Source organism: Segniliparus rotundus DSM 44985 (assembly GCF_000092825.1).
Taxonomy (GTDB): Bacteria; Actinomycetota; Actinomycetes; order Mycobacteriales; family Mycobacteriaceae; genus Segniliparus; species Segniliparus rotundus.
This window is the reverse complement of record NC_014168.1, coordinates 2846897-2867737: the sequence shown is the minus strand read 5'-3', so window position 1 is coordinate 2867737 and position 20841 is coordinate 2846897. Positions and strand designations below refer to the sequence as shown.

11 protein-coding genes are annotated in these 20841 nt (G+C 67.4%); 8 read left to right on the top strand and 3 right to left on the bottom strand.

The window, feature by feature from the left end; genetic code table 11:
* Positions 1-46: 46 nt before the first annotated feature.
* From SROT_RS13890 to SROT_RS13860, 7 genes are all read left to right on the top strand, one after another.
* Positions 47-1996 carry an alpha/beta hydrolase-fold protein gene (locus SROT_RS13890; RefSeq protein WP_148223456.1) on the top strand — a complete coding sequence of 650 codons (1950 nt, stop codon included), beginning with the start codon at positions 47-49 and terminating at the stop codon, positions 1994-1996.
* Positions 1993-2445: a hypothetical protein gene (locus SROT_RS13885; RefSeq protein ID WP_013139652.1), complete on the top strand. Its 453-nt coding sequence runs from the start codon at positions 1993-1995 to the stop codon at positions 2443-2445. Before SROT_RS13890 ends, SROT_RS13885 begins: the two co-directional genes overlap by 4 nt.
* A 140-nt stretch (positions 2446-2585) precedes the next feature.
* Positions 2586-3629, top strand: coding sequence for a cutinase family protein (locus tag SROT_RS13880; protein WP_013139651.1), 1044 nt, complete (start codon positions 2586-2588; stop codon positions 3627-3629).
* 102 nt (positions 3630-3731) lie between these two features.
* Positions 3732-4769, top strand: coding sequence for a TIGR03621 family F420-dependent LLM class oxidoreductase (locus SROT_RS13875; protein ID WP_013139650.1), 1038 nt, complete (start codon positions 3732-3734; stop codon positions 4767-4769).
* Between the two features lie 289 nt (positions 4770-5058).
* Positions 5059-6975: a long-chain-fatty-acid--AMP ligase FadD32 gene (gene fadD32 / locus SROT_RS13870; protein ID WP_013139649.1), complete on the top strand. Its 1917-nt coding sequence runs from the start codon at positions 5059-5061 to the stop codon at positions 6973-6975.
* 53 nt (positions 6976-7028) lie between these two features.
* On the top strand, positions 7029-12428 hold the full coding sequence (gene pks13 / locus SROT_RS13865) for a polyketide synthase Pks13 (protein ID WP_013139648.1): 5400 nt from the start codon (positions 7029-7031) through the stop codon (positions 12426-12428).
* Between the two features lie 50 nt (positions 12429-12478).
* A complete protein-coding gene (locus tag SROT_RS13860; RefSeq protein ID WP_013139647.1) occupies positions 12479-14065 on the top strand; it encodes an acyl-CoA carboxylase subunit beta in 1587 nt (528 codons plus the stop codon).
* Between the two features lie 1549 nt (positions 14066-15614).
* Here SROT_RS13860 and SROT_RS13850 read toward each other — a convergent pair.
* Complete coding sequence (locus tag SROT_RS13850; protein ID WP_245535312.1) at positions 15615-16895, bottom strand: glycoside hydrolase family 27 protein; 1281 nt, start codon at positions 16893-16895, stop codon at positions 15615-15617.
* A gap of 600 nt (positions 16896-17495) precedes the next feature.
* Entirely contained in the window at positions 17496-19259 is a 1764-nt protein-coding gene (locus SROT_RS13845; protein ID WP_013139645.1) for a hypothetical protein, read from the bottom strand.
* Between the two features lie 134 nt (positions 19260-19393).
* On the opposite strand from SROT_RS13845, the gene SROT_RS13840 reads away from it, so the two are divergent.
* Positions 19394-19870 (top strand): DUF4334 domain-containing protein, encoded by a 477-nt coding sequence (locus SROT_RS13840; protein ID WP_013139644.1) that lies wholly within the window; start codon positions 19394-19396, stop codon positions 19868-19870.
* Positions 19871-19909: 39 nt separating this feature from the next.
* Here the strand turns inward: SROT_RS13840 and SROT_RS13835 are convergent, their stop codons facing one another.
* Positions 19910-20824, bottom strand: a complete 915-nt coding sequence (locus SROT_RS13835) for a D-alanyl-D-alanine carboxypeptidase family protein (protein WP_013139643.1) — start codon at positions 20822-20824, stop codon at positions 19910-19912.
* Positions 20825-20841 lie beyond the last annotated feature (17 nt).

Genomic DNA, 20841 nt, shown 5'->3' with positions numbered 1-20841 from the left:
CGTGGGAGCGCCTGATCTCGGTGGTGTCACGGTAAGACTGGGACACATGAGATCCACCCTTTGGAATGTTTGGGCTCCACGGGTCGCGCCTGTGCGCCGGGCTGTTCTTCGGGGTCGTCGAAAAATTCCCGCGGGGCGGGCGCGCGTCTCGCGCGCAGGAGTGGCCACGGCCGCCGCGTTCCTGCTCGTCCTCGGACTGGTCGCCGTCGTCGCGAGCAGGACGGCCCCGCCCGCCCGCGCCGACGACGAGCCCTCGATCACCAAAACGGCCTGGTTGAGCGACCGGCATGTGGAGATTTGGGCGCACTCCCCGGCGATGGGGGTGGACGTGCCGGTCCACATTCTGCTCGCGCGCAGCTGGTTCTCCGAACCGGACAAGACCTTCCCGCAGGTGTTCCTCCTCGACAGCATGAAAGCCGGGGACGAGGACAACGGGTGGCTCAAGAACACGCAGATCGCTGATTTCTACGCCGACAAGGACATCAACGTGATCGCCCCGGTCGGCGGCGAGGCGAGTTTCTACTCGGACTGGCTGGACTCGGACAACGGGAAGACGTACAAGTGGGAAACCTTCCTCACCAAAGAGCTGCCGCCGCTGTTGGAGCAGGGCTGGCGGTGCAATGACCAGCGCGGGGTGATCGGGGCCTCGATGGGCGGCACCGGCGCGATGGCGCTCGCCGCGCGCAACCCCGGTTTTTTCCGGGTGGTCGCCTCGTTCTCCGGCATCTTGCAGACCACGTCCATCGGCATGCCCCAAGCCATCGACTACGCGATGAAAGACGCGGGCGGTTTCGACTCCGCGAAGATGTGGGGCGATCCGTCGAACCCGGAATGGGCCGCGCACGACCCGTACGCGTTGGCGGACAAGTTGCGGGGGACGAGTTTGTACATTTCGAGCGGGAACGGCGTGGGCGCTGAAGAGGCCGCCGCCGATATGGCGACTGCCGCGCAGGCGGGCGGGCAACCAGACCCGCGGCAGATCGCGGCAGGGGTCTCCGGTTCGGCGCTGGAGTTGCTGTCCCGGCTCTCGTCGCAAAGTTTCGCCGCCAGGCTCGCCCAGCTCGGCATCCCGGCGCAAGCGGTCTACCGGCCTTCCGGCACCCACAGCTGGCCCTATTGGCAGTTCGAGAACACGCAGTTGTGGCCGCAGCTCGCCATGGGCCTGGGGGTGCCCCAGGAGGCGGCCGCGTGCAGCCCCGGCGGCGTGATCGGCGAGTTCGCCGCGCAGCACGCAGAGCTCGGCGGCTGTTTGACCGGAGAGTTCGATGTTCCGGGCGGCAAGGAGCAAGACTTCACAGGCGGCAGGGTGTTCTGGTCCGAGGCCGGTGGGGCGCATGAGACAGTCGGGGCCATCGGCGCGCAATACGCCGCCTCCGGCGGTCCGTCCGGCCCGCTCGGCCTGCCGCTGTCGGACGAGGCCGACACCCAGGACGGCCAAGGCAAGTTCGTGAAGTTCGCCAACGGCTCGGTCTATTGGAGCCCGCAAACGGGGGCGCAGGCCGTCCACGGCGAAATCCTCAAGGCGTGGGCCGCTGCGGGCTACGAGGCCGGGCCGACCGGGTACCCGGTCGAGGCCGAGCGCCCGACGCCGGGCGGCGCTGGGGTCGTCCAAGGCTTCCAGAACGGCATGTGGTACTGGGCCGCGCCGACCGGGGCGCATCCGGTCGGCGGGGCTGTCCTGGAGAAATACGCGGCCTCAGGGTACGAGCAGGGCCCGCTCGGGTTCCCGATCTCGGACGAGATCCCGCTCGGGCCGGACGGCGACGGCAGGGTGCAGAAGTTCTCGGGAGGCAATGTCTATTGGCGCCCGGACTTGGGCGCGGTGGTGGTGCTCAACGGCCCGATCATGGCCGAATGGGCCAAGGGCGGGTACGAGAACAGCCCGGTCGGCTTCCCGGTCCACGACCAAGCCCCGGTCGAGAACGGCGTCGGCCAAGACTTCGAGCGCGCGGCGATCCTGGTCGTGGACGGTCAGACGAAGGTCGTGCCCAGATGACCCGCCTGCGCCTCGCCGCCGCTTTCGCCCTCGTGAGCGTGGGTTTCGGTGTGGCTGCCTGCGGCGGGCCGAGCACCGAACGGGCGGCGAAGACGACGACAAGCCCGATCCTCGGGCCGACCAAGCTGCCGGACGTCGATCCCGCTTCGCAGTCCGCGCCGCCGCCCTCCGGCTTTCCCGGCCCGGCGACCCCGACCCCGCCGCCGGGGGGCACCAAGGAGCAGCGCTACCTCGAAGAGCTCCGCAAAGCCGGTGTGGCGGTCTCCCCGAACGGCGAGACCGAGCTGCCGGTGGCCGACCTCATCTGCCGGTCCAAAAAAGCAGGCAGGTCGGACCCGGACATCCGCACCCAAGTGCTCGCCGCCGCCGGGCTCACCGGCGCCCAGGACCCGCAGAAGCTCGCCGACGTCTGGATCAAAACCGCGGAGCAGTCTTACTGCGCGCCGTGACGTCCCCGGCGCGGGCCTCGATCTCGTTTCGTTGAACGCGCGCCCAGCCCGCCAGGGCCGCGTCGGCGCGCTCGCCGCCGTCGCCGACGGGACCTGCTTGGTGGCGGCGCTTCACAGGCTCATCCAGTAGGGTCGAAGCCATGGTGAAGAAAGCTCGTGGGAGCAAATCCGGCTCAGGATGGCTGAACAAAGCACTGGTGATCGCCGCGGTCGTCCTCGTCGCGCTCGGCCTGGTGTTCGGCGGCGTGCTCTGGTGGCAGGGCAAAAGCGGGCATATGGCGCTCCCGACCGAAGAGGGCAAGCCGCCCACGGCGCGGAAGGGCCAAGGGCCGCAGTGCCCCGACGTGCGCGTGTTCGCGGTCGGCGGGACGCACGAGTCCAAAGAGGACGACGACCCGTTCAACCCGACCACCACGGCGCTCCCCGGCGCTCCCGCGATGCTCTGGGCGATCACCCAGCCGATCAACGAGCAATACAACAACACCCAGAGCGCGGACAAGCGGGCGGACGCGTACACCCTCCCGTACAACTCCGGGTTCCGGGTGCTCGTCAGCAACAACCCCAAAGAGAAGTCGTTCGACCAGTCCGTCGCGCAGGGCACGCAGGCCCTGCAGGATGTGATGAAACGAACTGCCGAGGAATGCCCGGCGACCAAATACTTGCTCGTCGGGTACTCGCAGGGGGCGGTGGTCGCGGGCGACGTCGCGAGCGCTATCGGCAACGGCGACCAGGCCGCTGTGCCCGCTGACCGGATGCTCGGCGTGGTCCTGCTCTCGGACGCGCGCCGCCAGCCGGGCGTGGGCCAGGACATCGGGACCAAGGTGGACGGCGTCGGCATCGAGGTCGCGCTGAAAAACTCCCCGTTCTTGCCGCTCGTCAGCGCCTTCGGCGGATTCACCATGCAAGGGCCGCGCGAGGGCGGCTTCGGCAAACTGCAAGACCAGGTCTTCGAGATCTGCGGCACCGGGGACCAGATTTGCGATGTGGACCCCGCGATCGCGCAGAACGCCTCCGCGCAAGCCCAGCTCCCCGGCGAGCTTTTGGGGGCGAGCGGGCGCCATCTCGAAGTGCACACCGGCTACGGCAACACGACATACTGGAAGTCCGACGACGGCAAGTCGGCGGTGGACTGGATCAAGCACAAAGCACTGAGCCTGATCCAAGCAGCGCCGAACACCCACTAGACTGGCGCGCCGGAACAGAGCGCGTCGGCGAGCGTCCCCACACGCAGACCTGGTGGGCGGCGCTCAGAACACCGGCACTGCCAAGGAGCCAGGAGAAGAGCTATGACCACACAACCAAGCCCGTCTGCGACGGAGACGCAAGCGCCGGGTGTGAAGCCTTTCACGTTCGCTGCCGCCATTGAGGGCAACCAGCATGAAGGCGGCGTGCGCCGCCTCGTCAAAAACGCGCAACTCGCCGAGGAGTACGGCTATGACGGCGTGGTGGTCCCCGACCACCTCGGCAATCAGGCGGGGCCGTTCGCCGCGCTCGGCGCGCTCGCCGCGTCGACCAAGAAAATCCGCCTGGGCACCTCGGTCCTCGCGAACCCGCTTCGCCACCCGGTGGTGGTGGCCAAAGAGTCCACCACGGTGGACGTGCTCTCCGGCGGGCGCTTCGAGCTCGGCATCGGCGCCGGTTGGATCAAGAGCGAGTTCGACCAGGCGGGCATCGAGTTCCTCTCCGGCCCGGAGCGCCTCGCCCAGCTCGAAGAGGCGCTGATCGTCCTCGACGTCCTGCTGCGCGGGCAGGAGGTCCATTTCAAGGGCAAGTACTACCAGGTCGACGGCATCAAAGGCACGCCGAGGCCCCGGCAGGGACCGCGGCCGCCCATCGCCGTCGGCGGCGGCGGCCCGAAGATCCTCAAGCTCGCCGCGAAGTACGCGGACACCGTCTCCATCGCGACCCGCTCCACCCCGGCGGGCAAGATGCTCATGTCCGACTTCACGTTGGAGGCGACCCAGCGGCGGGTGCAGATCGTCAAAGAGGCCGCTGGCGAGCGTTTCAAGGACATCACGTTGAACTGGGCGCTGGCGGCGGTGGTCCTCACCGACGACCGGGAGTCCATCGCCGACATGGCCATCTCCATGCTCGAACAGGGCGAGGCTTCCAAGAACGCCGATTTCGCGGACAAGATCGAGGTGGACCGGCCGCTCACGAAGGAGGAGTTCTTGAATTCCCCCTACCTGGCGATCGGCACCGCCGAGGAGATCGCCGACCAGCTCCGCAAGACGCGCGCGGAGACCGGGCTGTCCTTCGCCGGGGTGTTCCCGACGCAGATGGAGGCCTTCTCGCCGGTGGTGGAGATCCTCAAAGGCGAGTGACGCGCGACCGCCGTTGCGGCGAGGGGAGCAACTGAGTCGGCCGGACGCTTGCGCGTCTTCGTCCGCTTCGCTCGGCCGCCGCTGTAAGATCCCTGGCGTTGTGCAAGTTCTAAGAGTTCGTGAGCTGCGTGTTTTGTTCCTTTCTAAGAAAGGATTAAGATCGGTCGGCGTGCCACGGACCCAGGTGCTGCTGCAAAGCGCCAGTTCTTGCGGATCCGCCGCCCGCCTCGGGCCGCGGACGGGCCACGCCTGCATACGGAATAACCTGCATACGGAATAAGGAGAGACAGTGATATCTGAGTGGCATGAGGCTCTGGACGAGCGGGGCCGTATCCACCTCCCACCGGACGCCAGGATGCAGAACTTCGTGGACTGGACCTTGGAGCGCGCGGGCGAGAAGGTCGCTTACCGCTTCATGAACTACTCGCGCGTCAGGGAGGGCGAGGCGACGGAGATCCTCTGGAGAGAGGTGGGGGTCAAGGTCAAGGCGATCGCCGCGCGACTGCAACAGGTCGGCGAGCCCGGCGACCGCGTCGCGATTCTCGCGCCGCAGAGCATCGAGTACGTGCTCGCCTTCTTCGGCATCGGCTACGCCGGGCAGATCTCCGTTCCGCTCTTCGACCCCGAAGCCCCGGGCCTTGGCGAGCGGCTGCACCTCATCATGGGCGACTGCCACCCGAAGACGATCCTGACCACCACCGCGGGCGCCGCCCGCGCCCGCAACCTCTTCAAGGACGTCCCGGCCAACCAGCGCCCCCGGATCATCGCCATCGACGCGATCCCGGACGCGGTCGGGGAAATGTACACCCCGGTCGAGCCGGACCAGGAGGACATCGCCTACCTGCAGTACACGTCGGGCTCCACCCGCACCCCGGCGGGCGTGGAGATCAGCTATCGCGCCGCGATGAGCAACGTGCTCCAGATGATCGACGCGATCGAGCTCTCCACGAACACCAGGGCCATCACCTGGTTGCCGATGTTCCACGACATGGGCCTGCTGCACATCATCATCCCCGCTCTGGTCGGCGGCGAGATCACCATCATGAGCCCCGCCGCTTTCGTCCAGCGCCCTTACCGTTGGATCAGGCTGCTCGCCGAGGACGGCACCGGCATGAAGACATTCGCCGCCGCGCCGAACTTCGCCTTCGAGCACGCCGCCGCCCGCGGTCTGCCGAAAGAGGGCGAGAGCCTGGACCTGTCCAATGTGATCGGCCTCGTCAACGGGTCTGAGCCGGTGCAGGTCTCCTCGATGCGCAAGTTCTACAACGCGTTCGCGCCGTACGGTCTGCGCAAGGAGGCGATCAAACCTTCCTACGGCATGGCCGAGGCGACGCTTTTCGTCTCCACCACCCCCTTCGACAACGAGGCCAGGGTCATCTACGTGGACCGCGAAGAGCTTGGCGCTGGCCGCGTCGTGCGGGTTCCCCAGACCGCCCCCGGCGCGGTGCCGCAGGTCTCCTGCGGCAAGGTCGCCCGAAGCGAGTGGGCAGTGATCGTCGACCCGGAGACGGGCGACGAGCGTGAGGACAACCACGTCGGCGAGATCTGGCTGAGCGGGCCGAACATCGGCTCGGGCTACTGGAACCGCCCGGAGGAGACCAAGGCGACTTTCCAGAACCAGCTGGGCAAGACTCTGCCGCAGGGCAGCCACTCGGAGGGCACCGACGAGAACGACCAGTGGATGCGCACCGGCGACTACGGCGTCTACGTCGACGGCGAGCTGTACATCACGGGCCGCATGAAAGACATGATTATCGTGGACGGGCGCAACCACTACCCGCAGGACATCGAGCGCACCGCGTGGACCGCGAACCCCGCCTTGCGCTCGGGCTACGTCGCGGCCTTCTCGGTGCCGGCCAACGAGCTCCCGGCGGTGGTCTTCGACGACGCCCACTCGGGCATCTCGTTCGACAAAGACGACCGCTCCGAGCAGCTGGTCATCGTCGCCGAGCGCGCCGCGGGCCACCACAAGGACGAGCTGCAGCCGATCCTCGACTCCGTCCGCGCGGCGGTGGCTTTGCACCACGGCGTGACCCCGAGGGAGATCCTCTTGGTGCCCGCGGGCTCGGTGCCTCGGACCTCCAGCGGCAAGATCGCCCACCGCGCGGCCCGCAAGGAGTACTTGGACGGCACATTGCGCCGAGGCAGCCGTCAGGAGAGCTTCCCGGACGCCGAGGCGAAAGAACAGCAGTCGTCGGCTTCCTGACACGCCGAACTGGCATTTTGCCAGTTTCTTAGAGTTTTATTAAAGTTGGTGACATGAGCGAGAATCAGAACGCCGAGGTCGACCCTGCCCTTTTGGCGGCCTTGCAGGAACGGCCGGACCCGTCCAAGCACGTCAGGCCGGATATCAGCGAAGCGGAACTCAAGCAGTGGCTGCGCGAATGGGTTTCGAACGCGACGAAGCTCCCGCTCGACCAAGTCACCGAAGACCGCCCGATGGAGGAGTTCGGGCTCTCCTCTCGCGACGCGGTGGCCCTGTCCGGCGACATCGAGGACAAGACCGACGTCAAGCTCACCGCGACCGTGGCCTTCATGCACCCGACCATCGCCACTCTCGCCGAGTACATCATCAACGGCCCGCCGGAGGGCGTCGCCCTTGACGACGACGCGTCCGCCTACCAGCGCGGCGGCCTTTCCGACTGGCTCGACGTCGCTGTCGTCGGCGTCGCGGCCCGCTTCCCCGGCGGGGCGAACTCCCCCCGCGAGATGTGGGACATCCTCCTCGAAGGGCGCGACGCCACGAGCGAGCGCCCCGAGGGCCGCTGGGACGAGTTCACCGCCGAGCCTCGCATCGCCGACATGCTCTCGAAAATCCCGACCAGGGGCGGCTACCTGGACGACGTGCAGTCCTTCGACTGCGAGTTCTTCTCCATCTCCCCGACCGAAGCCGTCATGATCGACCCGCAGCAGCGCCTCGCCATGGAGCTGACCTGGGAGGGCTTGGAGAACGCCCGGATTCCGGCCAGCGAGCTGAAGGGCAAGGACGTCGGCGTCTTCCTCGGCTCTTCCACCAACGACTACACCTTCGTCGTCCTCGCGGACCCCACCAAGACGCACCCCTACGCCATCACCGGCACCGCGACCTCCGTCATCGCGGGCCGCGTCTCGTACTACTTCGACTTCCACGGGCCTGCCATCTCGCTCGACACCGCCTGTTCCTCCGCGCTCGTCGCGGTGCACCAGGCCGTGCGCTCACTGCGCGCCGGCGAGTCGTCCGTGGCCATTGCGGGCGGAGTGAACATGCTGCTCACCCCGCTTGTGCATGTGGGCTTCGGCTCGCTGCCGGGCGCGCTCGCGCCGGACGGGAAGATCAAGCCGTTCTCATCGGACTCGAACGGCTTCAACCGCTCCGAGGGCGGCGGTGTGCTGATCCTCAAACGCCTCGCGGACGCGAAGCGGGACGGCGACCAAATCCTCGCGGTGATCTCCGGAAGCGCCGTGAACTCCGACGGCCGCTCCAACGGCCTCATCGCGCCGAACCCCATCGCCCAGGCCGAGGTGATCCGAGCCGCCTACCGGGACGCGGGCGTGCACCCGAAGGACGTCGACTACGTCGAGGCGCACGGCACCGGCACGCCCATCGGCGACCCCATCGAGGCTGAGGGCCTCAATGCGGCGGTCTCCTCGCGGCACACGGACGAGCAGCCGCTGCTCATGGGATCGGCCAAGTCCAACTTCGGCCACCTTGAGTCCGCCGCGGGCGCGGTCGGCCTCATCAAGACAGTGCTGGCCCTGAAGAACAACCAGATTCCGCCCCAGATCAACTACGCGGGCCCGAGCCCCTACATCCCCTTCGACTTCTACCACCAGAAGGTCGTCACCGAGCCGACGGAATGGCCGAGGTACTCCGGCCACGCTGTCGCGGGCGTCTCCGGCTTCGGTTTCAGCGGCACGAACGCGCACGTCGTGTTGCGCGAGGTGCTGCCGAAAGACCTCGGGATCGAGCAGCCGCAGTCGGAAGGCGATGACCAGCAACAAGCAGGGGATCAAACGGATGAGATCCAAGGCGCACCGAGCCGTGGTGTACGAGAAGGCGGCGAGGAACGAGCGCCGGTACACGAGGCGAGGAGCAACGCCGGAGATCGCCGTTTGAGCCCTGCGTTAAAGCAGGTGCCGCTCGTGCTCTCCGCGTTCGTGCCGTCCCGTCGGCGCAAGGCCGCGCAGGACCTCGTGAACTGGCTGGAGTCCCAAGACCCGAAGGACGTCGACCTGGAAGCGGTCGGGCGGTCCCTGGCCAAACGCAACCACGCCCGCGCCCGCGCGGTCGTGCTCGCGTCCACTGTCGAAGAGGCGATCCAAGGCCTGCGCGCGATAGCGGACGGCAAGGCGAGCCTGCCTCCGTCCCAGGACGGGTCCGGCCCGCTGGTCTTCAGCGCCGACCAGCCCGCCGCGCTCGGCCCCGCCTGGGTGGTCTCCGGCTTCGGAGCCCAGCACCGCAAGATGGCCAAGCAGCTGTACGAGGAGAACCCGGTCTTCGCGAAGGCGATCGACGAGGTCAACGAGCTCATCGAGTTCGAATACGGCGAATCCGTCGTTGAGATGATCACCGACGACTCGGTCGACTATTCGGTCGGCACCGCCCAGATCGGCATTTTCGCCGTGCAGATCGGCCTTGCCGCCCTGCTGCGCCACCACGGCGCCCAGCCCGCCGCGATCATCGGCCACTCCATGGCCGAGGCGACGTGCGCGTACCTGACCGGCGGCCTCCCGCTGGACCAGGCGGTCCGCGTGATTTGCGCTCGTGCCCGTCTGATGGGCGAGGGCGAGCGCATGCTCGGCGGCGACAACTACGCGGGCGTGCAGATCATCTGGCCGATGGCGCTCGTGGAGTACAGCGCCGAAGATGTGAAAGAGCTCGTCAAGGACTTCCCCGAGGTCGAGATCTGCGTCTACGCGGCGCCCACCCACACCGTCATCGGCGGCCCGCAGGCGCAGGTCGAGGCCGTGGTCGCCAAAGCCGAGGCGGCTGGCAAGCTCGCGAGGCTCCTGCCGACCCGGGGTTCGAGCCACTGCTCGCAAATGGACCCCCTGCTCGGCGAGCTTTCCGCCGAGCTGTCCGACCTTGAGCCGCAGCCGCTGAAGGTCGGCTTCTACTCCTCGGTGATCGCGGATTCCTACTTCCCGCCGGGCGCGGGCCCCATCCACGGCACGGACTACTGGATCACGAACCTGCGTCACGCGGTGTGGTTCGCCCAGGCTGTCCGCAAGGCCGTGGACGCGGGGCACACCGTGTTCTTGGAGCTCTCGCCGAATCCGGTGAGCCTCGTGCCGGTCGCCGCGACCACGTTCGCGGCGGGCGTCCACGACGCGACCCTGCTGCACACGCTCAAGCGCAAAGAGGACGAGAGCGCGAGCGTCGTCGCGGCCATGGTCCAGTTGTGGGTCCACGGCGGCAGCCTCGATGTGTCTTCCCTGTTCGGGCCTGGCGATTACGCCGACATCCCGCTCACCGCGTGGCAGCGCAAGCGGCTGTGGGTCGACGCCAAGATCAGCTCCTCAGCCGGCTCCGGCATCCTGCCGGGCGCGCATGTGCTGCTCCCGGACGGCCGCCACGTTTGGGAAGTCCGCGCCGATGTGGTCAAGGACGTGCAGGAATTGGTGTCGTTGTCCGCGAAGGCGGTCTTCCCCGAGGCAACGGTCACCGCTTTGAACCAGTTGGCCCCCATTCCGAGCGAAGAGCCGGACGTCCTGCTCACCACGACCCTCACCCCGCACCTTGGCGGTGCGTCGGTGCGGGTGCAGCGCCAAGGCAGCTTCGACGTCTTGGTCGAGGCAGTGGTCAGCGCCAGCGCGGACGCCGCTCCCGCTGGCGAGATCAAGGTGCTCGAACCTGTTGGCCAGGACGCGAAAGAGAAGTTCGACCTCGGCGGCACTGTCGGCCAGGCGGCCGAACTGTACGACGCCATTCCCGCGGTCGGCGGTTTGGGCTTCGAGGACCGGTGGGACCCCAACGGGTCGGAGACCCTCTCGCACCGCTTGCGCAGCATCATCGCGGGCGCGATGGGCTTCGACGCCGAGGACCTGCCGCTCGAAGTGCCGCTCATCGAGCTGGGCCTGGACTCGCTCTCGGCCATCCGGATCAAGCACCGGGTCGAGTACGACTTCGACATCCCGCCGGTGCAGCTGCAGGCGGTGCGCAACGCGAACGCCGTGGACGTGGAGACCTACGTGCAGTACGCCGTGGACAACCGCGAAGTGGTCGCCGAGATCTACGAGCAGCAGCAGAAGGGCAATCTCGACCCCGAAGACATTGATTTGTCCACCGACCCCATCGGGCAGATCAAAGCCCAGCTCACCGCCGAGGGCCAGGAAGACTTCGTGGTCACCCGTGCGACTGTGCGCCAGTACATCGCGCAGTTGAAGACGCAGAAGGGCGAGCCGGTCCCGGAAGGTTTGCTCGACGACGAGCCAGCGGCGGCGCAGGACCACGTCTCAGCCGCCCCTGCTGAGGAGGCTTCCGCCGAGGCCGCCGCTCCCGAGCCCGCTGACACGGCGCAGCCCGCTGACGCGGCGCAGCCAACGCCCGATGTGGACCTGAGCGACCAGCGCGCCGTGGCCGAGGCCGCTGGCGCGGACGTGCCCCCGCGCGACGCCGCCGAACGGCTCACCTTCGCGGCCTGGATCGCAGTTGTCGGAGCCTCGCCGGGCGGGGTGTTCAACACGCTGCCGGTGCCGGACGAGGAGACTGCCGAGAAACTCGCCGCGCGCCTCTCCGACCGCGCCAAGGGCGAGATCACCGTGGACGACATTTTCGACTGCGAGAACATCGAGCAGCTGGCGAACATTGTCCGTGTGCCGCTCGAAGGCGGCAATGTCGGCCCGGTGCGTCTCTTGCGCGCCCGCACCGACGAGACGGGCGGCGTCCCGGTTTTCCTCTTCCACCCCGCTGGCGGCTCCAGCATCGTCTACGAGCCGCTCGCCAAACGCCTGCCGGCCACCACGCCGATCTTCGGCATGGAACGCCACGAGGCGAAAACCATCGAGGAGCGGGCGTGGCATTATGTGCCGCTGCTCAAGGAGATCCAAGGCGACGGGCCGTATGTGCTCGGCGGTTGGTCCTTTGGCGGCTACCTCGCCTACGCGGTGGCGTTGGCCCTGAAACAAGAGGGGGCCGACGTGCCGCTCTTGGCGCTCATCGACTCGGTGCGCCCCTCCGAGACCCCCAAGGACACCCCGGAGGAGCAACGGGCGCGGATCGACCGGTACTTCGCCTTCGCCAAGCGCAACTACGGCGTGGCGACGGACATCGAGCCGCCGTACGAGAAGCTCATCGGGGCCAGCGAAGAGGACCAGATCAAACTGGTGCTGGACATGATGAAACTCGCGGGGGTGCAGATCCCCGGCGGGATGATCGAGCATCAGCGCGCCTCGTACCTCGACAATTTGGCTATCATCAAAGGCGAGCTGCGTGCGTACGACAGCCCGGTGGTGCTCTACCGGGCTGACCGTATGCATGACGGCGGGGTCGAGCTGGAGCCCGCGTACGCGAACATCGATCCGGACGGCGGCTGGGCCCCATATGTGCAGAACCTGGACATCGTGCAGTGCGGAGGCGACCACATCAGCATCATTGACGAGCCGAGGATCAGCGTGGTCGGGGCCGACCTGTCCCACCGCTTGGCCGCCATCGAAGCCGACGTGCTGGCCAAGAAGTAAGACGGACGCCGGAGAACAGTGTTGATCTCAAGGAAAGGGAGTTCGGCTCTATGAGCGCACCTGCTGTGGAGGCTGCGGAAGGCAAGCTGGTCACGACCGCTGAGAAGGTCGCGGACCTCAAGCGCAGACTGGAACTCGCCAAAGAGCCCGGTTCGCCGAGGGCGATCGCCAAACGGGAGGCGAAAGGCCTGCCGAGCCCCCGGCAGCGGATCGACACCCTGCTGGACGCGGGCAGTTTCGTCGAGTTCGGCGCGCTCTGCAAAGACCCCAACGACCCGGCGAGCCCGTATGGCGACGGCGTGGTCACCGGATACGGCCTCATCGACTCCCGCCCGGTCGTCGTCTACGCGCACGACATGACCGTCCAAGGCGGCAGTGTCGGCGAGATGTTCGGCCGCAAAGTGCTCACCGCCCTGCAATGGGCCTCGAAGATGGGCTGCCCGGCCATCGGCATCAACGACTCCGGCGGCGCCAGGGTGCAGGACGCGGTGACCTCCCTGTCCTGGTACGCCAAGATGGCGGGCTACGCCGAGCACCTTGCGGGCATCGTCGCGCACGTCTCGCTCATTTTCGGCAAGTGCGCGGGCGGCGCGGTGTACGGCCCGATCAACACGGACCTTGTGGTCGCGGTGCGCGACCAGGGGTACATGTTCGTCACGGGCCCCGAGGTCATCAAAGCCGCCACCGGCGAAGAGACCACGATGGACGAGCTGGGCAGCGCCGAGAACCAAGGCCGGTACGGCAACGTCCACCACGTCGCCGAGAGCGAGGCGGACGCGTTCGCCTACGTGCGCAGCTTCCTCTCGTTCCTGCCGTCGAGCACCTACGAGAAAGCCCCGCTCATCAACCCCGGCCTTGAACCGGAGATCACCGACACCGACCTCGAGCTCGACGCCATCATCCCGGACGACGCCAACGCGCCGTACGACATGCACGAGATCATCATGCGGATCTTCGACGACGGCGATTTCCTCGAACTCTACGAGCTGGAGGCGCAGAACATCATCACCGGCTTCGCGCGAGTGGACGGGCGCCCGGTGGGCGTGGTCGCGAACCAGCCGAACTTCATGTCCGGCGTGCTCGACATCCACTCCGGCGAGAAGGCGACCCGGTTCATCCGGCTCTGTTACGTCTTCGGGCTCCCGCTCGTCTTCCTGGTGGACACCCCTGGTCTGCTGCCGGGCGTGGACGAGGAGAAGAACGGCACCATCCGGCGTTCCGGCCGGATGTTCTTCGCCTACGTCGAGGCCCAGGTCCCCAAGGTCACCATCGTGATCCGCAAAGCGTACGGCGGCGCGTACGCGGTGATGGGCTGCAAACAGCTCGGCGCGGACTTGAACTTCGCCTGGCCGACCGCGAAAATCGCGGTGCTCGGCGCTGAGCCCGCCATCGACCTCATCCGCCACGCGGAGATCGAAGCCGCTGGCGAAAAAGGCCCAGAGTTGCGCAAGAACTACATCGACTTCTACAACGACTACATCGCGACGCCGTACATCGCGGCCGAGCGAGGGTACATCGACGCGCTCATCGAGCCGCACGACACCCGTCTGCTCTTGCGCGGCGCGTTGCGCCAGCTGCGGGACAAGTCGACGATCCACATCCCTCGCCCGGACGGGGCCTACCCCTTCGCCATTTAGGGCGTGTCTCCCCGCTGTCGCGGCGGCCCGCCGGGGCGCGCTGGTCGAAGGGGCAGCCGGTTCCCCGCACGGCGGACTTCGCGCCGTCCTGGGGCGGGTGTGGCTTCTCGCGCGGAGCTCGCATATTGCTCATGCGCGGCTCCGGTCCGGAGCATGCCCCATGCGTCCACCTCAGAACAGTGGGGTTCCCACGCCGGGGAACGGCCGATACGCCGTGCCGGAGGGGAGCCGATCCGGGTCGTGTTGGCGGCGCGGGGACACGGATCGTCCGTCGGCAGTGGGTCCCTGTGCCGCAGGTCGCCGATGCCGCGCAGAAGGCGGTCGATCGGGGACTCGACCGGGCCGAGTCCGACAAAATCGCGGGTGGGGCCGCCCGGAGCGACCGCGCCGCCGTCAAGCGCGGCACGACGGTCCAAAAACCTGCGATACAGCGTTGTCGGCGCGGTGGAGCGCTTCATAGAAGGTTCAAAGCTTGGCCATAGTGGGAGCAAAAAATCAGCCACTACCGTCGAAGTCGGTGGACCTTATGCGATCCGCCGAAACAGTGAAGGAGTGATCCGAGTGAATGCCAAAAAGGTAATCGCCAGCACAGCATTGGCCATGGGGCTCGGCCTCGGAGCGGTGAGCTTCGCCGTTGCGTCCCCCGCCCCCGCCGCCACAGCGATGTCGGCGGCGGAGTTCCCGCCACCGCCCCCGCCACCGGGTCCGCCACCGCCGCCGGGCCCGCATCCGTTCTGACGACGATGTCAGCATAATTCTCGGTGTCGGGCTTATGGCCGTGGCTCCCATTCCGATGGGGCGCCACGGCCATTCGCCCGATGCCGCAGCCTGGCTCCTTGTTCTCCGCCGCAGGAGAGACGGCGTGTGGGACTGCTGCGCTCCGAACTCTTCGAGCGGATCCCGCCAACACCACGCACCAGAGGTTGCATGGATCAGGTTTTCATGTCTTCGACACGCCACAGCCTCGGTTCGCTCGTCATGCATGGACGCGGTCTCATCCTGCCGCGTCCGGAGGCGGAGTTGTCGGCGCTCTGCGCCATGCTTTGCGCAATCATCACATCTGCTCGCCCTTTGGCCGAGCTCTTTTTGGCCGCGTTGACGGGATGGCTGAAGGCTCAGACGACAGGGCTCAAGGGGGTTGTCGAGGGGGCGGCTCCGTGGTTGCGCGGCGATGTGATCTCAGGCAGATGGCTGTGGCCTCCTCGCTGCTCCCAGCGCTGCATGGCTCTTGCGCCCACAGCGCCCCGGCGGCGAACGTTGCTCTGAGCATCGCCGACGTGCTTGCGGGAGCGGCGCACAGCCGTCGTCTTGAGCAGTTTCGGGCCGAGCGTCCGGCCGAGCCATAGCTCGGCGAGTCGCCAAGGACAGCTGCCCCGAGCGTGGACGCGAGCAAGAACGGGGCGGGCAGCATGTCGTTGGTCGCCAGAATGCCCCCGTCAGGATGGGTTTGGCGGCGGCCACGACGCTGAAGACCGGCACCAGGAACCGAAGACGGTCAACGCCAGCCCCAAGAACAGCGCAGGCCCGGGTGCGAGCGGCGGGATTTCGTTCACGGGGAGCATCTCGCCGCTTGCACGGCTCGTAGGAGCTGGACAGCGTGCGGGGCAACGGATCGCGCGACGATGCCGCCGGCGGTGCCGACGCTCTGACCGGTCCACAGGTCGCGCAGGGTGTAGCAGGACGCCGGGGGCAGCCCGACAGCGTGAGCTGTGGTTGCGATATCGGCCACCGCGTTGGACGAATTGAACAGCGCGACCGCCACCGAGGAATCCGCGAGCGGTTTGGCGAAGATTCGCCCATCGCCGCCAACCTGATGGGCTGTTGCCAGGAGCGGGTCCTGATCGACGGCGATGACCTCGCGGTTGGTGAGCATCGACGATGTGGCCGCCGACATCGACCGCAGGTCGTTGCCGGCGAGCAGCGGCGCGCCGAGCATCGCCCACAGCGAGAAATGGCTGCGCTGCTCGTCCTCGGTCAAGCCGGGTTGCGCGGCGGCCATCCATTGCGCGGTCTGCGCCGACATGGATAAAAGAGGTTCGAGCTGGACGCGTTGATCGGCTGTCAGGAGCCTGTTCCGGGCGCTGCGGAGCACGAGCTCTCGGTGGTTGAGGAAGAACTCGCTCCATGTCACACCGACCACCAGCATGTCCGGGTCGTTGCGATACGCGGGCCGGGCGGCGCTGTTGACGGCGTCCGCGAGCTGGTCGGGCAGAGCGTTGAAGACGCGTGCGGCAAAGGGGTCTGGCGAGCCCAGCGGCGGCAGGGCATTGCGCCACAACGGGACCAGGTCGCCGCAAACGCGCACCATGTCGGCGACGCCGGACCAGTCGAAGCGGGCGCCTGCTGCTGGATCGTCGGCACTGTTGGGGTTGATGCTGTAGACGATCCGCCGACCGCTTTTGCGCAGTGCCGAACCCATCGCGCCGAAAATCCGCGTTTGCTCGTCGTGGCTGGCTTTTGGGCCGCACCAATCGTACTTGAGGAAGTCGATTCCCCACGCGGCAAACGTCGCGGCGTCTTGGGTTTCGTGGCCGAGGCTCGCAGCGCCCACGCTTTGCCCGCAGGTCTGATTGAACGGGCTCGAGTACAAGCCGAACCGCAGCCCCCTCTCGTGCGCGTAGTCGGCCAACGGCTTGAGGCCGAACGGAAAGCGTTGCGGGTCGGCGGCCAGTTCACCGGTGGAACTGCGTTCGGGCGCTGCCCATCCGGCGTCCAGGTTGACATAGGAGTATCCGGCGTCGCGCATGCCGGAGGAGACCATCGCGTCGATGGTCCCCCGGATGGACTGGTCGTTGATGTCGATTCCCGAGTTCCATGAGTTCCACCCCATCGGGGGAAGGATCCCCTGGGGCGCGGCAACCGTGACATGAGTGGGATTCGCGCAGCTGGCAACAGCGGCCACCATGCTCAGCGCGCAGAGCAGTCGGCGCAAGGCTTCGATCTCCTGGTTCGGCGGGGCGCTCGGCCGCCGCGGTTTTCGGTCGGACGGCTGAACGCCATGCCCACGGGTTCAATGCGCGCACCAGGGTCGTTGGCGCGGATTCCCAGCAGCTCCCGCAGGATTGTCTCCAGGTCTGTCTGCGTTGTCTGCGGCACCGTCTGACCCCGCTTGTCGTCGGCCGCGCGCGCCGGCTTCCCGGTGACGGCCTGTCCCAGCTTCTCCGTCAGCCTGCCCAAGAGGACTGTCCCGCTTGACCACACAGCGCGAGGTCGTCGGCGCCGTCGCCGGCGTCGGGGCCGCCCCGGGGCATGGAGGCAATCGCCGCCTCGCCGCTGTTCTGTGGTGACATGATTCGAAACTACCAACGGAACTGGCCTTTTTGGCTATGAACTTGCTATGAGAAACACCCAGGGCCGGGCGGCGCAAACACGGAGGCGGACTGCGGGATGTCCTTGGTCCGCGCCTGCCTCCCAGGGTTGCGCGGTCGCTTTATCGCGGCCAGACCGCCCCGACTGGGCCGGACCCGACACAGAGCGAGAGCCCTGGCGTGATCGGGCGCACTATCACTGCCGATCCTGCGCCGTCCAATCGCACGAACACGGTGTGCAGGCCCGACGCGACGGGGACCCGTTGCGCGGCGCCAGTGGGCAGACGGACTTCGACGTCGCCGTCCACGCTGGCGAAATAATTGAGCTGCGCCGTCCACTGCCAGTCGAGCAGCGGCCCGTCGAGCGGCAGCGCTCGGGCGGTTTGCGGCTCCACGCGCGCGCCGCAGCCAGGGACTGGGCCCTGCTGGATCGTGCGCACCGAGCTGACTTGCCCAGGAACGAAGCGCCCCTGGTCGTCGACGAAATGCAACACCGTGGTCGAGGTGGCGAACGGCGGGCGCTCGCGCACTGCCGCGAAAACGTGGCTCATGAGATTGTCGGGGTAACTCATCCAACTGAGCACGGTGTAGGGGACCGGTTGGTCGAGCAGCGGGGTTGCGCGGTTCGCCGCCAGCTCGCGGCGAACAGTGGCGAGGTACGCGTTGGTGGGGTTCTGCGACCATATGTCGTCGAACGCGGCAGTGGAAACGAGGCCGACGCAACAGAGCGCCCCAGCGGCCGCGAGCGCCCGCCGCTGCCCGCGGCGTTGGCTGCTCGCCCGCGCGAGCATCGCGAGCGACGCGACGAGGACGACCGCGCAGTCGGCGACGTAGCGCAGGGACAAACCCACTTCAGGGTCGGGGTCCAGGTTGATCCGCCACAGCAGCATCACGGTCTCGCATGCAGCGGCGTACCCGAAGAACACCAGCCACGCCGCGCCGCCGCGCGCCGCGCGCCGCGCGGAAACCGCGACGACGAGGACGGTCGCGATCAGGGCTGCCGCGGCGAAGGCGGAGGGGGGCTCTGCGACCGCGACGATCGGTTGCTGGCGCTTCCAGGACAACGGCCCGCCGAACACCGCGGGAAGCAGGCCTCGAACGTTCGCCTCCCAGAACGTCTCAGTGATGATCCGCAGGGGCGCCAGCCCGCTGCGGGGCGGGCTCGCCCAGCAGCACACCGCCGCAGCCCACAGGGACATGACAGCCGCGTGGCCCGCCCACAGTTGGCGGCTGCGGCGCAGTGTTGTCCGGATCGGGCGGTGGCGGCCGGCGATCCGCATGTCGAGCACGGCGATAGCCGTCGCGGCAAACGGGATGAGCAGAGCTTTTTCGAAAAATGCCAACGCGGCGGCAAAACCGAGCACGGCCCTCATCGCGTGGCGCGGGCGCTGCGTGCGGACCAGCAGCAGCGTTTCGCCTGCGACCCACGCGAGCCCGGCGTGCAACGGCAACGCGTTGAGCGCGGCGGACCACCACACGAACGAGGGCAGCGTGAGCGGGGTGAACAGGTACCAGGCGAAAAGGGCGACTGTGACCGGTCGCCACCCGAGGACCAGCCGCACAAGGCGCAGCACGGCGAGCGAGGCGAGGGCTTGCAGCACGAGCAGCTCGATGAACGCAGGAGCCCACTGCAAGGGCGCGAGCTTGGTGGTGACCCCGGCGACGAGGAACGCGCCCGGCATGACATGCCCGTCGTGGCTTGCGAGCAGATACCCCTGTGACCAGATCGCGGACGTGCTGGCACGGCCTGCGAGCACCAGGTCGTCCCAGTAGAAACCGCCCCGCCAAGCGACCCAGCCGCGCACCGCGAGCTGGGCGACGAGCAACGCCGCGGCCAGCTGCGCCAGCCGCGCGCGCGGCTCCTCGGACGCAGACGTCGGACCCATAGTCTGAGCAAGAATACGAGAACAGCGCGCGGGCGCATGGTCGAACCGCGTTCGTCGGTGAGATGTGATACACATACCTTGAATAAGGGTAATGTGATTCATAGATGACAGGCACAATGATGATAGGAGACGCCATGGACCTCGAAAAAGCTCAGCTTCGTTTTCAAGAACTCCGCGAGCAAGCCGACGAGGTGTCCGCCGAAGAGCTCGACGAGATCTGGGCGGCCCTGCCGACCGTGCGGACGGAGGAAATCCTCGGGCACTGGAAAGGCGACGTGTTCCACACCGACCATCCGCTGGTCGACCAGCTCCGGCTCATCAAATGGCATGGCAAGTCTTTCGTGTCGCCCAAGGACGCGAAACCTTTGGTCTGCATGGACGCCAAGGGCGCACTGTACTCCAACGCCGCGATCGGCAAGGGCGAAGCCAGCCTTTGGATGGTGGAATTCCGGGGCGAGACCACCGCGACGATGGTCTACGACGGCCAACCCATCTTCGACCATTTCAAGAAAGTGGACGAGAGCACGCTCTTCGGCATCATGAACGGGAAACACATCCACGACGAGGGCCCGTTCGTCTATTTCGTCCTCGAACGCGACGACAAGAACTGACCGCGCTGGCCCTGCGCGCCCGATGCTTCGCGCGTTCTTTTACAGTTGGCCGACGTTCTGGTCAGGGCCGAGCGCGAAGCCCCAGTCCAACAGCGCTTGCGCCTGGTCCCAATAAGTGGGGCCGCCCGGTGCGTTCAGTCCGTGCATCATGGACACCACCAGGCGGCGCCCGTCCCGCTCGGCAGCCCCGACGAACGTTTTCCTCGCGGCGTTGGTGAAACCGGTTTTACCGCCGAGCGCACCAGGGTAGAGGGTGAGCAACTCGTCTTGATTGCGAATTTCGTCCTCCCCCGAATCGCCGGGGAACAGCGCCGTCGGCTCGGCTGTGATCTCGGCGAAAACAGGCCGGCTGAGCGCCTCGCGGAAGATGACGGCGAGGTCCCGCGGGGTGGTGTGCATTTCCATCCCCGGCCAGTCAAGCCCAGAGGGCGAACCGGTGCGGGTGTCGCTCGCCCCGATCTCTGCGGCCTTCTCGTTCATCTTCGCCACGGCCGCGTCAAACCCGCCGAGCGCTTCCGCCAAGGTGTTCGCCGCATCGTTGCCCGAGACCAGCAGCAGCCCGTCCAAGAGCTGGCGGACACTGTACTCGCGGCCCGTTGTGACGCCCACGCAGGAGCATTCCGCGAGGTCGGATCGGTTGGCCAGCACAGTGGAATCCAACGGGACCTCGTCGATGACCGTCAGAGCGAGCAGCGTCTTAATGGTGCTCGCCGGGGCATGGTAGGCGTACGGGTTTTTCGCGGCGAGGATTTCCCCGCTGTCCATGTCGGCGAGCAGCCACGCTTCGGCGGGGCCGTCCGGCACCTCGGGCGACCCGGCGGGACTGCACGGGGCGCCGTCGCAGGACGGCACGCTCAAGCCGCTGAGCGCGGGGCTCGCCTGCGCGGGCGGGCACGGGAGGAGGGCGACGAGCAGCAGGAGGCAACTCGTGCCCAACGGTGACAAGGATCGCATCGGCACCAGCGTATATC